Consider the following 14893-nt stretch of genomic DNA (forward strand, 5'->3'; position numbering starts at 1 on the left):
GGCCGGCACGGTGGTCGCCGGCCGGCCCGGTGGTTGCCCGTCGTCACCGAAAGCGACAACCGTCACAGTGCGGTTTCCTGAGGGGCCCCGCGGTTCCCCGTTCGCGGGCAGGTCCCTACGCTGATCCGGTCAAGAACATTGCGGGGAAACGTGAATCAGATGCAGGGCCTGCTCGTCGGAGGTCGCTACCGGCTCTCCGACGCCATCGGCAGCGGTGGCATGGGACGGGTGTGGCGCGCCCATGACGAGGTGCTGCACCGGGTCGTCGCCATCAAGGAGTTGACCGCCGCCCTCTACGTCTCCGAGAGCGACCGGGCCGTTCTGCTCGCACGCACCCGGGCGGAGGCGCGCGCGGCCGCGCGGATCAACCACTCGGCCGTCGTCACCGTCCACGACGTGCTCGAACACGACGGCCGGCCATGGATCGTGATGGAGCTGGTCGAGGGCCGCTCGCTCGCCGACGCGGTCAAGGCGCAGGGCCGGCTCGAGCCGGCCGAGGCCGCCCGGATCGGCCTGTGGGTGCTGCGCGCCCTGCGCGCCGCGCACACCGCCAAGGTCCTGCACCGGGACGTCAAGCCCGGCAACGTCCTGCTCGCCGACGACGGGCGCGTCCTGCTCACCGACTTCGGCATCGCGCAGATCGACGGCGACACGACGATCACGCGCACCGGCGAGGTCGTCGGCTCGGTCGACTACCTCGCCCCCGAGCGGGTCCGGGGACACGACCCGGGACCGGCCTCCGATCTGTGGGCGCTCGGTGCGACGCTGTACACGGCGGTGGAGGGAACCTCGCCGTTCCGCCGTACCTCGCCGTTGTCCACCATGCAGGCCGTCGTCGAGGAGCACCCCTCCGAGCCCCGGCACGCCGGTGCGCTCGGGCCCGTGATCACCGCGCTGCTGCGCAAGGAACCGGCAAGGCGGCCCTCGTCCGAAGAGGCGGAGCGACTCCTCGCCGAGGTGGCCGACGGCGGCCGTCCGCAGGTGACCGAGGTGCTCGTGCCCCCTGCCCGGCAGCCGGAGACCGGTCCGGTGCGCCAGGAGACACGCGAGCACTCCCGGCCGCACCCGCTCGACACCCCGACCGCGGCCGTGCCGAGCAGGCGGCGGCGCCGGCTGCGCACGCTGGCCCTCGTCGTGGCCATGGCGGCCGTCGCCGGCGGGGCGGGCGCGGTCCTGGTGAAGCAGCGGGACGAGGGCGGCTCCCCGGCCGGTGCCGCCCCGTCGGTCAGCTCGCCCGCCACCCCGTCGGGCACCCAGGAGCCCCAGGAGTCCCCGGCCCCCCAGGAGTCCGTCCCGGCCGGCTGGGTGCGCAAGGACGACCCGGCGGGTTTCAGCCTCTCGCTGCCCGACGACAGCTGGCAGCGGACGGTGTACGGCGTCGACGGCGACCTCACGCAGATCGACTACACGCCCGACGGCGGTACGCGCCTCATCCGCATTGCCATCGACAAGTCACCGGACTTCGACGACTCCTACGAGCACCAGCGGGACCTGGAGGAACAGGTTCAGCGGCTGGCCCAGTACGAGCGCGTGACCATGGAGAGGAAAACCTACCGGGACCGCGAGGGCGCCCTGTGGGAGTACACGTGGACCGCGCTGGAGAGTGACCCGGGCGAGTACGCGGGGCCGCGCCGGGCCATCGACCAGATGTACATGACCCGGGACGGCGTCGAGTACGCGATCTACATGTCCGCGCCCGCGGCGGACTGGGAGACGACGCGCGAACAGTTCGACAAGCTGCTGCAGGGGTGGCGGCCCGGCGACACCTCCTGAGCGGCGGTCACCCAGGTCGTACAGGTCACTCAGGTCACTCAGGTCCCCCCAGGTCGTACGAGGCGCAACGTACCCGTGCGGCACGGGCGTTTGTCGGCCATGCCACCCGTTCGGCCCGGAGCGGCACGCCCGGGCTGGGGCATGATGTGCTCATGGGGAGCCAGGGGTCCGACGGGCGCGTCATCGCGGGCCGCTACCGGCTGCGGGCCACGCTCGGGCGGGGTGGCATGGGCGTGGTCTGGCGCGCCACCGACGAGTTGCTCGGCCGGGAGGTGGCCGTCAAGGAACTCGTCACGGACGACTCGCCGTCGGCCGCGCGGGCCCGTGCCTCGCGCGAGCGCACGCTGCGCGAGGCACGGGCGCTGGCCCAGCTGCGTCACCCGCACATCAGCGTCGTCCATGACGTGGTCGAGGACGACGAACGTCTCTACATCGTCATGGAGTTGATCGACGGCGGTTCTCTCGCCGACCGGATCGCCGCGCACGGCCCGGTGGACGCCCGCGAGGCCGCCCGCATCGGCATCGCCCTGCTCGGCGCGCTGCGCGCCGCGCACCAGGCCGGTGTCCTGCACCGCGACCTCAAGCCGGCGAACGTCCTCATCGAGTCGGGCACCGGACGTGTCGTCCTCACCGACTTCGGCGTGGCCCAGGTCGAGGGCGCCACCACCCTCACCGAGGCGGGGACTTTCGTGGGCTCGCCCGAATACACCGCGCCCGAGCGGATGTCGGGCTCGGGGACCGGACCGGCATCCGACCTGTGGTCGCTCGGCGTGCTGCTGTGCACGTCGGTCAGCGGCGAGTCGCCCTTCCACCGCGACTCGCTGGGTGGCCTGCTGCACGCCGTGGTCGCCGCGCCGATCCGCCCGCCGGCACAGGCCGGACCGATGCTGCCCGTCGTACGCGGACTGCTGGAGCGCGATCCGGAGCGGCGGCTGGACGCGGCGCAGGCCGAGCGGCTGCTGCGGGAGCTCCTGGAGACGGGCAGTGCGCCGGAGCCGTCCCGCCGGCAACGCGCCCCGCGGGACCGGCTGGTGATCGCGCTGCTGGTCGCCGCGATGGTGGCGGCGGGGGTGTCGGCGGCGGCGCTGCTGATGAACGGAGGCGCCGGGGACGGCGACGGTCCACCGGCGAGCCCCGCACCGAGCATGTCCTCGAGCACGTCCGCGTCGCCGTCCGCCGCCGGCGCCGACAGCTCGCCCAAATAGGAGATTTGGCGGCGACCGGGGTCACGGGTCTGTGACCGGTGCCCCCTCGCGGTGGCTGCGGAACCGTCCGCCGCGATATGCATGGACGCATGAGCAACAACGGGGGAGCCCGCCACGGGGCCGACGAGCCGACGAGTTTTGGTCTTCAACCACCGGTCCGGCCCGCCGCCGTACCGCACCCGGACAACCCGTACGCGTCGCCCGCGCCGACCGTGCCGCCACAGCAGCAACCCGCCCCGCAGGCACCGCAGCAGTCCGCGCACCAGGCGCCCGGACACCCCGCGCAGCCCGCGCCCCACCAGCCCGCGCTCCGGCCGGCGCAGGACGACCCCGGCACGGGGCGGCTGATCGCCGGGCGCTACCGGCTGCTCGCGAAGCTCGGGCACGGCGGCATGGGCACGGTGTGGCGCGCCAAGGACGAGACGGTGGACCGGGAGGTCGCCGTCAAGGAACCCCGCGTTCCGGACCATCTTCCCGAGCGTGAACGGGACAACGCCTTCGAGCGGATGCGCCGCGAGGCCCGCGCCGCGGCCCGGCTCGACCACCCGGCGGTCGTCAACGTGCACGACGTCGCCGTGGTGGACGGCCGCCCGTGGATCGTGATGGAGCTGGTGCGAGGGCGTTCCCTCGGTGACGCGCTCCAGGAGGGCACCCTCTCCGCCCGCGAGGCGTCCAGGATCGGCCTGGAGGTGCTCGGCGCCTTGGAGGCCGCGCACGCCGCCGGCATCCTGCACCGCGATGTCAAGCCGGACAATGTCCTGCTCGGCCGGCACGACCGCGTCGTCCTCACCGACTTCGGCATCGCGCAGATCGAGGGCGAGACGAACCTGACCGACACCGGCGGCTTCGTCGGCTCGCCCGAGTACATCGCGCCGGAACGGGTGCTGGGTCAGCGACCCGGCCCCGCGTCGGACCTCTGGTCCCTCGGCGTCGTGCTCTACGCGGCGACGGAGGGCGTGTCGCCGTTCCGCCGCAGCAACACGCCGGCCACGCTCCAGTCCGTCCTCAACGCCACGCCCGCGCCGCCCGCGTCGGCCTTGGGACCGCTCGCCGAGGTCATCAACGGCCTGCTCCAGAAGGACCCGGCCCGGCGCCCGAACGCCGCCCAGGTCCGCTCGTTGCTGGAGGCGGCCGTCAACCCGCCCGAGCCGGTGGCCACCCAGGTCGTGACGGTCGGCGGCGACGCCGTGCGCGGGGGCGGGATCCGGATCGGCCGAAGGGCGCTGTTCGGGTTGGGCGCGGCGGTCGTCGCGGCGGCGGTGGCGGCGTACCTCGTGCTCGCCGACCCGTTCGCGGGCCCGCTGCCCGACGGCTGGAAGACCCGGGCGGAGAGGGAGGTCGCGGCGACCCTCGCGTTCCCCTCCGGCTATGAGCGGGAGGTGCCCGAGGGCACCGACGAAGAACACTGGGTGACCTACACCGACGCGAGTGACGCCATCTGGATCGGGCTGACCCTCGACAAGAAGTCCGAGGACACGGGCAACTCCATCCAGGGTTCCGCCGGCGCCGAGATGTACGAGGACAACCGCGTCTTCGAGCAGAGCGGCAGCTACGAGTTCGGGATGCCGGAGAAGCCGCCGACCAGGCCGGACGACGCGATCACGTACCAGGGCAAGGACGCCGCCCAGAACACCGTCACCTACACGACGACCGACAGCCAGAACCCGCGTCCCCGCGAAGTGCAGATCTTCTACTACCAGAACGCCGACGACGACATGTACAAGCTCACGATCAGCTACCCGAGCAAGGGCGACCTCGCCGAACGAGGCCGCGAGGTGGCCCGGGTGGCCATCGCGAACCTCGACGTCGACAAGCTCTGAACGCACGTCGACAAACAAGTGTCCCGCGCGGTAGGCATGGGACATGAGTGACGGCGAACACCAGAGCGACGGACGTCTGGTCGGCGGACGCTACCGGTTGGCCGAACGCATCGGCTCCGGCGGCATGGGAACCGTCTGGCGTGCGCGCGACGAACTGGTGGGGCGTGAAGTCGCCGTCAAGCAGCCACGGTTGCCGGGCGATCCGCAGGACGAGGCCCGTCGCCGCGCCGCCCATCGCCTGTACCGGGAGGCCCGGGCCGCCGCCCGTGTCGACCACCGGTCCGCCGTCACCATCCACGACGTGGTGGAGGAGGACGGAGTCCCCTGGATCGTCATGGAGTTGATCCAGGGCGAGTCCCTCCACGAGATGCTCCGGCGCGGACCGGTACCGCCCGCCGAGGCCGCCCGCATCGCTCTCGCCGTCCTGGGCGCCCTGCGCGCCGCCCACGCCGTCGGCATCGTGCACCGCGACGTCAAACCCGCGAACGTCCTGCTCGGCAGGCAGGGCCGCGTCGTCCTCACCGACTTCGGCATCGCCCATGTCCAGGGCGAGGAGTCCCTCACCGTCAGCGGCGAGTTCGTGGGATCGCTGGAGTTCGTCGCCCCGGAGCGCATGTCCGGCCGTGGGGCCGGCCCCGCCTCCGACCTGTGGTCACTGGGGGTTCTGCTGTACGCCGCCGTGGAGGGCTCGTCCCCCTTCCGCCGGGGGACACCGGAGTCGACGCTCGCCGCGGTCCTCGCCTCGGATCCGCCCGAGCCCCGGCGGGCCGGCGTCCTGGGCCCGCTCCTCGCACGGCTCCTGGCGAAGGATCCCGAGCGGCGACCGGGGTCTGAGGAGGTCGCCGTGGAGCTGGAGGCGGTGACGGTGCCTCAAGAGGGCTCGGAGCGGTTCGGGTTCGGGGACGACATCGGGACGGCACGGCTGCGGGGGATGCCCGAGTCCGCGCCGGGGCCGCAGGACGACGTGGCGGAGGGCGACGACGCGGCGCGACTGCCGAAGAGCGGTCTTACGCCCGCCTCGGGGACCACGCCCGCCTCGGGGTCGACGCGTGACTTGGGCTCGGCGCCCGTCTCGGGTTCGACGCGTGACTTGGGCTCGGCGCCCGTCTCGGGGTCGACGCGTGACCTGGGCTCGGCGCCCGTCTCGGGTTCGACGCGTGACTTGGGCTCCGCGCCCGTCTCGGGGGCTGCACCCGTCTCCAGTCCCGCGCCCGTCTCGGGGGTTGTGCCCGCCTCCGGTCCCGCGCCCGTCTCGGGGGCTGCACCTGCCTCCAGCCCCCCGCCCGCCTCGAACCCCGGCCCGGCCCCGGGGTCGGTACTCGTTGCCGAGACCGCCGAGCTGCCCCTCGTACCACCCCGGCACCCCCTGCACCCCCTGCACCCCCTGCGCCGCCCCGCCCCCGCCCTTCTGCTCGGCGTCCTGGTCATCGGCGGTGCCCTGCTCGCCACGTCGTCCTTCCGCGCCGACCCCGACGACACGCGGGCCGCGAGGCGGACCACCCCCGACAGCCCGGCCCGGAGCGCCGAGCCCCGCGGCACCGCCTGGACCGCGCACCGTGAGAAGGACCTGGCCGCCGTCCTCTCCCTGCCCGGCGACTACGAGGTGACCGCCCGCGAGGACGGAGGCGCCGACGATCGGTCGCACGCCGTCGTCTACGACCTCGACGACACCGTCCAGGTCCGCCTCACCCGCTGGGAGAAGGCGCCCGGCCCCCCGATGAGCCGGGCGCGCGAGGCGCACACCGGCTGGGACCGCTACGACGGCGACGCCCGCACGCAGTACACCCGTACGACCTTCGACGGCCGGGAGGCCGTTCTCGCCGACACCACCTACAACATGGCGAAGGACCCGTCCCGCGTCATGCAGCTGGTGATCCTCGCCGACCACGGCGGCATGTACGAGCTCCGCGTCGACATGCCCAAGGGCACGCCCGACGAGAAGAAGGGCACGTCGGTGTTCCGGGGAGCCCGCGACCGACTGGTGATCGAGGCCGGTCAGGGCGCGTCAACGCCCTGATCAGGGTGTTTGCTGCCAGTGATCACTGGCGGTATGTGTGTACTCGGTGAATCCCCATTACCGACGGGTACACAAAGGCTTCGCCGCGGCATACCCTGCGGCTCATGACGGACTCGCAGGCCCTGGAGCAGGCCACGCACACCACCGGCACCAACCCTCTCGCCCCGGCACCCGAGGGCGCCCGCACCGCCGAGGACGTGGTCACCCCCGAGCTGGTCGCCCAGCTCACCCGGGGCGTGGCGGGTTCCGGCCGGACCGCCAACCACTCGCCCTTCACCGGCGAGAAGCTGGCCGACCTGCCCGAGTCCACGCCGGAGGACGTACGGGACGCGTTCGCCGCGGCCCGTGCGGCACAGGCCGTGTGGGCGCAGACACCGGTACGGCGGCGCGCTGCCGTCCTGCTCCGCTTCCACGACCTGGTGCTGGAGCGCCAGGCCGAGGTCCTGGACCTGATCCAGCTGGAGACCGGCAAGGCCCGGCTGCACGCCCACGAGGAGGTGCAGGCCGTGGCCGTCGCGGCCCGGCACTACGGCCGGAAGGCCCCCGCCTATCTGCGGCCCAAGCGGCACACCGGTGCCATCCCGACCCTCACCAAGGTCACCGAACTGCGCCACCCGCGGGGTGTGGTCGGCCAGATCGCGCCCTGGAACTACCCGCTGGAGCTGTCCGTCGGCGACGCCCTGCCCGCCTTCGTCGCGGGCAACGCCGTCGTGATGAAGCCGGACACCGAGACCTGCCTCACCGCGCTCTGGGCCCGTGACCTGCTCATCGAGGCCGGGCTGCCGGCAGAGGTCTTCCAGGTGGTCCTCGGCGAGGGCCCGGTCGTCGGCCCCGAGGTCGTCAAGCACGCCGACTACGTCTCCTTCACCGGCTCCACCCGCACCGGACGCGAGGTCGCGCAGGGCGCCGCCGCCCGCCTGGTCGGCGTCTCCCTCGAACTGGGCGGCAAGAACGCCATGGTGGTGCTGGAGGACGCGGACGTGGAGAAGGCCGCCGCCGGCGCCGTCCGCGCGTGCTTCTCCTCCGCCGGGCAACTGTGCATCTCCATCGAGCGGCTGTACGTCCACGAGTCGGTCGCCGACGCCTTCGTGGAGCGCTTCGCCGCCCGCACGAAGGCCATGCGGCTCGGCAGGTCCCTCGCGTACGGCGCCGACATGGGCTCGCTGGTGGGCGAACGCCAACTGGAGACCGTCAAGCGGCATGTGGAGGAGGCGGTGGCCAAGGGCGCGAAGCTGGTCGCCGGCGGAACCGCCCGCCCGGACATCGGCCCGTACTTCTACGAGCCGACCATCCTCGACGGCGTCGAGCCGCCGATGGCCGTCTGCACCGAGGAGACCTTCGGCCCGGTCGTCTCCCTCTACCGCTTCAGGTCCGACGACGAGGCGATCGAGCACGCCAACTCCACTCCGTACGGACTGAACTCCTCGGTCTGGACGAAGGACGCCCGCCGCGGCCGCGCCGTCGCCGCCCGGCTGAGCACCGGCACGGTCAACATCAACGAGGGCTACGCGCCGGCGTACGGGAGCGTCCAGTCGCCCATGGGCGGCATGAAGGACTCCGGTCTGGGCCGGCGCCACGGCTCCGAGGGCATCCTCAAGTACACCGAGGCCCAGACGATCGCCCACCAGCGCCTGCTGCCGATGGCCCCGTCGATGGGCATGGACGACGAGAAGTACGCGGCGTTCATGAGCCGCAGCCTGCGGGTGATGAAGTCGCTCAGGTTCCGCTGACGCCCCGCGCACGCCAGGCCCCGCACGCACACTCGACGAGGAGAACACGTGCCACAGGACGCCTATGACTACGACGTGATCGTCGTGGGCTCCGGTTTCGGCGGCTCCGTCACCGCCCTGCGCCTGACGGAGAAGGGCTACCGGGTCGCCGTCCTGGAAGCCGGCCGCCGCTTCACCCGAGCCACCCTCCCCAAGAACTCCTGGGACCTGAAGAACTACCTCTGGGCGCCCAGGCTCGGCATGTACGGCCTGCAGCGCATCCATCTGCTCGGCAACGTCATGGTGCTGGCCGGCGCGGGCGTGGGCGGCGGCTCGCTCAACTACGCCAACACCCTCTACGTCCCCCCGAAGCCCTTCTTCGAGGACCCCCAGTGGGGCCACATCACCGACTGGCACGAGGAACTGGCGCCCTACTACGACCAGGCCCAGCGCATGCTCGGCGTCCGGCTGAACCCGACGACGACCCCCTCCGACGTCCATCTGAAGGCCGCCGCGCAGCGGATGGGCGTCGGCGACACCTTCCACATGGCGCCGGTCGGCGTCTTCTTCGGCGACGGCGAGGACGCCGACGGCAAGGCCACGGCGCGCCCCGGCGAGGAGGCTGCCGACCCCTACTTCGGTGGCGCGGGACCGGTCCGCCGGGCCTGCTCCGAGTGCGGTGAGTGCATGACCGGCTGCCGCCACGGCGCGAAGAACACCCTCAACGAGAACTACCTCTACCTCGCCGAGAAGGCCGGCGCCGTCGTCCACCCCATGACCACGGTCGTCTCCGTCACCGACGACTCACAGGGCGGGTACGCCGTCACCACCCTGCCCACCGGCAGCCGTAGGAAGGACGGCGGCCGCGTCCTCCGCGCCGAGCGCGTGGTCCTGGCCGCCGGCACCTACGGCACCCAGACCCTGCTGCACCGTATGAAGGCCGACGGCCGGCTGCCGCGTCTGTCCGACCGGCTCGGCGAACTGACCCGTACCAACTCCGAGGCGCTGGTGGGCGCCCAGACCACCAACCGCCGCTACCGCAAGGCCACGGGCGAGAAGAAGGTCGACTTCACCCGCGGCGTCGCCATCACGTCCTCGATCCATCCGGACGCCGACACCCACATCGAGCCGGTGCGTTACGGCAGGGGTTCCAACGCGATGGGCGGCATGGCGATCCTCCAGATCCCGTACGCCGAGGGCTCCTCCCGTGTCCTGGCGTTCCTGCGCAACGCCGGCCGCCACCCCCTCCAGATGCTCCGCTCCCTGAACAACCACCGCTGGTCGGAGCGGACCATCATCGGCCTGGTGATGCAGTCGCTGGACAACTCGCTGACGACGTACCTGAAACCGGCCGGCGTCGGCAAGGGCCTGCTGACCGCCAAGCAGGGGCACGGCGCGCCCAACCCCAAGCAGATCAAGGCCGCTTCGCAGGGCGCGTCGGCGATCGCCGCCGAGATCAACGGGTTCGCCGGCAGCAATGTCGGCGAGCTGATGGGCACCCCGCTCACCGCGCACTTCCTCGGCGGCTGCCCGATCGGCGACTCCCGCGAGACGGGCGTGATCGACCCCTACCACCGGCTGTACGGCCACCCGGGCATCTCCGTCGTCGACGGCGCGGCCGTCACGGCCAACCTGGGCGTCAACCCGTCCCTCACCATCACGGCGCAGGCCGAGCGCGCGATGTCGTACTGGCCCAACAAGGGCGAGTCCGACCCGCGTCCACGGCAGGGAGTGGCGTACGAGCGTCTGAAGCCGGTCGAGCCCGCCTCCCCGGCGGTCCCCGCGGAGGCGTTCGGCGCGCTGCGGCTGCCGTTCCTCGGCATGCCGACGGTCCCGCCCAAGAAGTAGTCGCAGGAAGACGCCAGAAGAAGAGGCAGAAGAAGAGGCAGAAGAAGAGACAAAAGAAGAGAGAGGGACCTGCGCCCCCCTCCGAGCGCAGCTCCCTCTCCCTTTGTCTGGTTCAGGCGTGGTTACGCCTGCGCACCGGCCTTCTTGCGCCGGACGACGAACAGCGCGCCCGCACCGGCGACGACGGCGACCCCGCCGACCAGGCCGATCATGGGCAGCGCGGAGCTGGAACCGGTCTCGGCGAGGCTGCCCGTGGCGTCCACGTCGTTGACCTCGTCCAGCTCGGCCATCCCGCCCTGCGGCTTGGCGTCCTCCGGGTCACCGGCGTCCGTGCCCGCGGCGAGGATGTCGAAGAAGTAGATCCAGCCGTTCGGGTCGTCGGACATCCAGCAGCCGTCGGCGTCCGAGTACTGCGCGAAGCCGCCGGTCAGACCGATGGCGTCGGGCACCTCGCCGTTGATGCTCAGGCGCAGCTGGTAGGAGGTGGACTGGCCCGCGCCGAGGTCGAACGCCGGGAAGGTCCCGCCCTCGCCGGCCGTGTCCGCCAGCGTGTTCCAGTTGCCCTTGGCCTTGTCGAAGACCTGGACGACGATCTCGCCGGAGTAGTCCTCCATGTCCCAGCCGATCGCCGCGACACCGATCAGCGGCTTGATCTTCTTGATCTGCTCGTCGCCCTTGTTGGAGACGTCGAACGAGAACTCGGTCCAGCCGCTGCCGGCCACGATGAACTCGGGCAGACCGGTCAGACCGCTGGTCAGATCGTCGCTGAGACCGACGGACTCGTCGTCCGCGTTCTCGCAGAGGTCCTCCTCCGGAGCGGAGCTGCTCGGGGACGGGCTCACGGAGGTGGTGGCCGAGGGCGAGGTGGAGCCCGTCGGCTCGGTGGTCGCGGTCGCCGAGGGGCTGTCCGACGCGGTCGGGTCCGTGGTGGCCGACTCGCTGGTGCTCTCCGACGGTGTGCCCGGGTCGCTCGCGGTGGGCGAGACGGAGTCGGTCGGGGACGGGGAGACGGTCGCCGTCTCGGTGGTGGACTCCGAGACGCTGGGGCTCGGGGAATCCGTCGCGTACGCGCCCGGCGCCGCGAGCAGAGCCATCGGGGCTATCGCGGCCGTCGCGGCGGCGACTGCCAGGGCACGGCGAAGCTTCATGCGAGACCTACCTGCTGAGTCGGAAGGGCTTCCGCGTATGGGGGTACGGGTGGGGCCCGGGTTCTTGCAGGTTTGATCACTGGAGCCGGTGAATGGTTGTCCGCACTTGACGCGGATTTTATGTGACCTGGATCACTTGGTTTGGGTGGCGGGACCCGGGGCAACCGGTGGGACGGGTGAGTGGGCATGAGAAGGGCCCCGCAGGGCGGAGCCGCGGGGCCCTTCCTTCGTCAGCACCGGCGTCAGGGCAGCGCCGGTGCTCGGAAAGCGGCGCCGGGGGGTTGCGCCGCCTGCCTCCGGATGGTCTCGACCTCAGGTACGTCTCACTTGGGCAGTTCCGCCGGCCGGCCCCGGGCGTCCCCGGAGCCGACCGTTCTCTTGGGTGACCGGCCTGCTGTCCCCTGCCGTCCGGTCACTTTCTGGAGCGAGGTCCCACGACGCACGGCACGATCCGTACGTCTCATCGCCCCAGCGAGCCACGCGTGGTTCTTTCGGGCCCGCCCCTGGCTGGCACGGACACCGGGACCAACGAAGCCCGTCGGGCGGCGGTCACGCGCCGTACGGGTGAGAGGAATGCGTACGTGCGTACACGGAACGCCGATTCAGATCCGGCCGCGACACAGTTCGAGCAGTGTCATGGCGAGCGAGGTGCCCGGCCTGCCGAGCTCCTCCCGGTAGTGGCCGAGGATCTCCATCTCCCGGGAGAGGTTCACGCGGCGGCCGCCGGAGGTGATCCGGGCCTCCTGGATGACGGCCGAGACGGCCATCCGTTCCTGGATCAGGCCGATGATCCGGTCGTCGAGTGCGTCGATGCGCTCCCGCGCGCCGGTGATCACGTCGGCGGCCTCGGGCGTGCGCGCGCCGGTCTTCTCCGCTGAGGTGGTGGTCATGTCAGGGGCTCCTCGCCGGTCGGTGGGGTGAGTGCCCCGGAGCGACAGGATCCGGAGGAAACGCCAGGCGCCCCGGACCTTGTCGGCCCGGGGCGCCTGGGAAGTCGCTTGTCAGTTGCTCAAGCAGCACGACCATGGCAGCCGGCGGGCCGGGTGCCATAGGTAAAGAGGAAGGTCGGGTGCGAGCGCATGCCGCCAGTATGCCGTGGCCCACACCGGCGGCCAATTCGGTTCGGATCCTGAGACGGCGGGCACGTCCGGCAGCCCCGTTAGAATCGGTGGTACAGCCCCTTTCAAGCCGCCGGAAGGCAACCCGTGTCATCAGCGACCCCCGCCGCCCCCGACACCGTCCTGGTCGTCGACTTCGGTGCGCAGTACGCCCAGCTCATCGCCCGACGCGTCCGCGAGGCCCGGGTCTACAGCGAGATCGTGCCGAGCACCATGCCGGTCGAGGACATGCTCGCCAAGAACCCGGCGGCGATCATCCTGTCCGGTGGCCCCTCGTCGGTCTACGAGGAGGGCGCCCCGAGTCTGGACCGGGCGATCTTCGAGGCCGGCGTGCCGGTCTTCGGCATGTGCTACGGCTTCCAGTTGATGGCGCGGAGCCTCGGCGGCACCGTCGACAACACGGGCGCCCGCGAGTACGGCCGTACCGGACTGCACGTCTCCCGGTCCGCCTCCACCCTCTTCGAGGGCACCCCTGACGAGCAGGCCGTGTGGATGTCGCACGGCGATGCCTGCTCCGCCGCCCCCGAGGGCTTCTCCGTCACCGCCTCCACGGACGTCGTCCCGGTCGCCGCCTTCGAGAACGACGAGAAGAAGCTCTACGGCGTCCAGTACCACCCCGAGGTCATGCACTCCACGCACGGCCAGCAGGTCCTGGAGCACTTCCTCTACCGCGGCGCCGGCCTCACCCCGTCCTGGACCACCGGCAATGTGATCGAGGAGCAGATCGAGGCCATTCGCGCGCAGGTGGGCGACAGGCGCGCCATCTGCGGGCTGTCCGGCGGTGTGGACTCAGCGGTCGCCGCCGCCCTCGTCCAGAAGGCCATCGGCTCCCAGCTGACCTGCGTGTACGTCGACCACGGCCTGATGCGCAAGGGCGAGACCGAGCAGGTCGAGAAGGACTTCGTCGCGGCCACCGGCGTCCAGCTGAAGGTCGTCGACGCCGAGGAGCGCTTCCTGAACGCCCTCAAGGGTGTCTCCGACCCGGAGGAGAAGCGGAAGATCATCGGCCGCGAGTTCATCCGCGTCTTCGAGCAGGCGCAGGCCGAGATCGTCGCGGACGAGGGTCCCGCGGTGGAGTTCCTGGTCCAGGGCACGCTCTACCCCGACGTGGTCGAGTCCGGCGGCGGCACGGGCACCGCCAACATCAAGTCCCACCACAACGTCGGCGGGCTCCCCGAGGACCTCGAGTTCCAGCTGATCGAGCCGCTGCGCAAGCTGTTCAAGGACGAGGTCCGGATGGTCGGCCAGGAACTGGGCCTGCCGGAGGAGATCGTCCAGCGCCAGCCCTTCCCGGGACCGGGTCTGGGCATCCGCATCGTCGGCGAGGTGACGAAGGAGCGGCTCGACCTGCTCCGCGAGGCCGACGCCATCGCCCGCGAGGAGCTGACGGCGGCCGGCCTCGACCGCGACATCTGGCAGTGCCCCGTGGTGCTGCTCGCCGACGTCCGCTCGGTCGGCGTCCAGGGTGACGGCCGGACCTACGGCCACCCGATCGTGCTGCGCCCGGTCTCCTCCGAGGACGCCATGACGGCCGACTGGTCGCGTCTGCCCTACGACGTCCTCGCCCGGATCTCCACCCGGATCACCAACGAGGTGCGGGACGTCAACCGGGTCGTCCTCGACGTGACGTCGAAGCCGCCGGGCACGATCGAGTGGGAGTAGCCGGCCCTACGCGCGCTTGATCGTGCGCAGGGGAGCGCCGGGCTTCCAGACCTGGACGACCAGATACCGGTCGTCCTCGACACAGGTCCTCACGACCTCCGTCAGCTCGGTGCGGAAGAGGTGGAACGGCTCCGGCGGTTCCACCTCTTCGCGGTACCGGGCCTTCGTCGCGTCGTCCTCGACCTCGACGGCCCGCCCGGCGACCCGGACGTCGCCGCCGCCCATCGAGGTGCCCTCCCCGGGGTTCGCCTGGAGCGCGAAGCGCGCGTCGCGGCGCAGGTCGAGCGCCTTGAGCGAGTCGGGCATCATGCCGAGCCACAACTCGCCGCCGACGAACCGCACCTCGATCCCCGTGGTGCGCGGCGAGCCGTCCTTGCGCAGGGTCGCGAGGACGTGGTGGGTGTGGGCGCCGAAGCGTTCCTCGACGGTCTTCGCGAGATCGGGTTCGGCGGTGGTGAAGGACGACCAGTTCGTTGCCATACGACGAGTCTCGCGCCGAAACCCGACACCCCCTGTCAGGTATGTGCGGCGCCACAGTGTCGTTTCCACCCACCGAAGCCCTGTTCTCCCGCGCTGACCGACGGTAACTTCCG

Annotated in this window: 10 protein-coding genes; 7 read left to right on the forward strand and 3 right to left on the reverse strand. The window is 71.7% G+C overall.

The window, feature by feature from the left end; all coding sequences use genetic code 11:
- The first annotated feature begins 159 nt into the window (after positions 1–159).
- The 6 genes from ACWCPM_RS12750 to ACWCPM_RS12775 all read left to right on the forward strand — a co-directional run bounded on the left by ACWCPM_RS12750 (position 160) and on the right by ACWCPM_RS12775 (position 10372).
- Complete coding sequence (locus tag ACWCPM_RS12750; protein WP_450976250.1) at positions 160–1773, forward strand: serine/threonine-protein kinase; 1614 nt, start codon at positions 160–162, stop codon at positions 1771–1773.
- A gap of 152 nt (positions 1774–1925) precedes the next feature.
- A complete protein-coding gene (locus ACWCPM_RS12755) occupies positions 1926–2978 on the forward strand; it encodes a serine/threonine-protein kinase (RefSeq protein WP_450976147.1) in 1053 nt (350 codons plus the stop codon).
- 89 nt (positions 2979–3067) lie between these two features.
- On the forward strand, positions 3068–4798 hold the full coding sequence (locus ACWCPM_RS12760; RefSeq protein WP_450976148.1) for a serine/threonine-protein kinase: 1731 nt from the start codon (positions 3068–3070) through the stop codon (positions 4796–4798).
- A gap of 43 nt (positions 4799–4841) precedes the next feature.
- Positions 4842–6815: a protein kinase domain-containing protein gene (locus ACWCPM_RS12765; protein WP_450976149.1), complete on the forward strand. Its 1974-nt coding sequence runs from the start codon at positions 4842–4844 to the stop codon at positions 6813–6815.
- A gap of 104 nt (positions 6816–6919) precedes the next feature.
- Positions 6920–8545, forward strand: coding sequence for a succinic semialdehyde dehydrogenase (locus ACWCPM_RS12770; protein ID WP_450976150.1), 1626 nt, complete (start codon positions 6920–6922; stop codon positions 8543–8545).
- Positions 8546–8593: 48 nt separating this feature from the next.
- A complete protein-coding gene (locus tag ACWCPM_RS12775) occupies positions 8594–10372 on the forward strand; it encodes a GMC oxidoreductase (protein WP_450976151.1) in 1779 nt (592 codons plus the stop codon).
- A 122-nt stretch (positions 10373–10494) separates the two neighbouring features.
- Here the strand turns inward: ACWCPM_RS12775 and ACWCPM_RS12780 are convergent, their stop codons facing one another.
- Together ACWCPM_RS12780 and ACWCPM_RS12785 are read right to left on the reverse strand one after the other, a co-directional pair.
- Positions 10495–11520 (reverse strand): LAETG motif-containing sortase-dependent surface protein, encoded by a 1026-nt coding sequence (locus ACWCPM_RS12780; RefSeq protein ID WP_450976152.1) that lies wholly within the window; start codon positions 11518–11520, stop codon positions 10495–10497.
- 602 nt (positions 11521–12122) lie between these two features.
- Positions 12123–12410, reverse strand: a complete 288-nt coding sequence (locus ACWCPM_RS12785) for a chorismate mutase (protein WP_450976153.1) — start codon at positions 12408–12410, stop codon at positions 12123–12125.
- Positions 12411–12725: 315 nt separating this feature from the next.
- Between ACWCPM_RS12785 and guaA the strand changes: the two genes are divergently transcribed.
- Positions 12726–14300, forward strand: coding sequence for a glutamine-hydrolyzing GMP synthase (guaA, locus tag ACWCPM_RS12790; protein ID WP_450976154.1), 1575 nt, complete (start codon positions 12726–12728; stop codon positions 14298–14300).
- A gap of 6 nt (positions 14301–14306) precedes the next feature.
- Here guaA and ACWCPM_RS12795 read toward each other — a convergent pair whose 3' ends face one another.
- Positions 14307–14780, reverse strand: coding sequence for a pyridoxamine 5'-phosphate oxidase family protein (locus ACWCPM_RS12795; protein ID WP_450976155.1), 474 nt, complete (start codon positions 14778–14780; stop codon positions 14307–14309).
- Positions 14781–14893: the final 113 nt, after the last annotated feature.

It is taken from the genome of Streptomyces sp. NPDC002309, from assembly GCF_053593375.1.

Excerpts from the sequence above, each read along its gene's own strand:
- ACWCPM_RS12750 (WP_450976250.1), top strand. The coding sequence starts at position 160 with ATGCAGGGCCTGCTCGTCGGAGGTCGCTACCGGCTCTCCGACGCCATC.
- ACWCPM_RS12755 (WP_450976147.1), top strand. The coding sequence starts at position 1,926 with ATGGGGAGCCAGGGGTCCGACGGGCGCGTCATCGCGGGCCGCTACCGG.
- ACWCPM_RS12760 (WP_450976148.1), top strand. The coding sequence starts at position 3,068 with ATGAGCAACAACGGGGGAGCCCGCCACGGGGCCGACGAGCCGACGAGT.
- ACWCPM_RS12765 (WP_450976149.1), top strand. The coding sequence starts at position 4,842 with ATGAGTGACGGCGAACACCAGAGCGACGGACGTCTGGTCGGCGGACGC.
- ACWCPM_RS12770 (WP_450976150.1), top strand. The coding sequence starts at position 6,920 with ATGACGGACTCGCAGGCCCTGGAGCAGGCCACGCACACCACCGGCACC.
- ACWCPM_RS12780 (WP_450976152.1), bottom strand. The coding sequence starts at position 11,520 with ATGAAGCTTCGCCGTGCCCTGGCAGTCGCCGCCGCGACGGCCGCGATA.
- ACWCPM_RS12785 (WP_450976153.1), bottom strand. The coding sequence starts at position 12,410 with ATGACCACCACCTCAGCGGAGAAGACCGGCGCGCGCACGCCCGAGGCC.
- ACWCPM_RS12795 (WP_450976155.1), bottom strand. The coding sequence starts at position 14,780 with ATGGCAACGAACTGGTCGTCCTTCACCACCGCCGAACCCGATCTCGCG.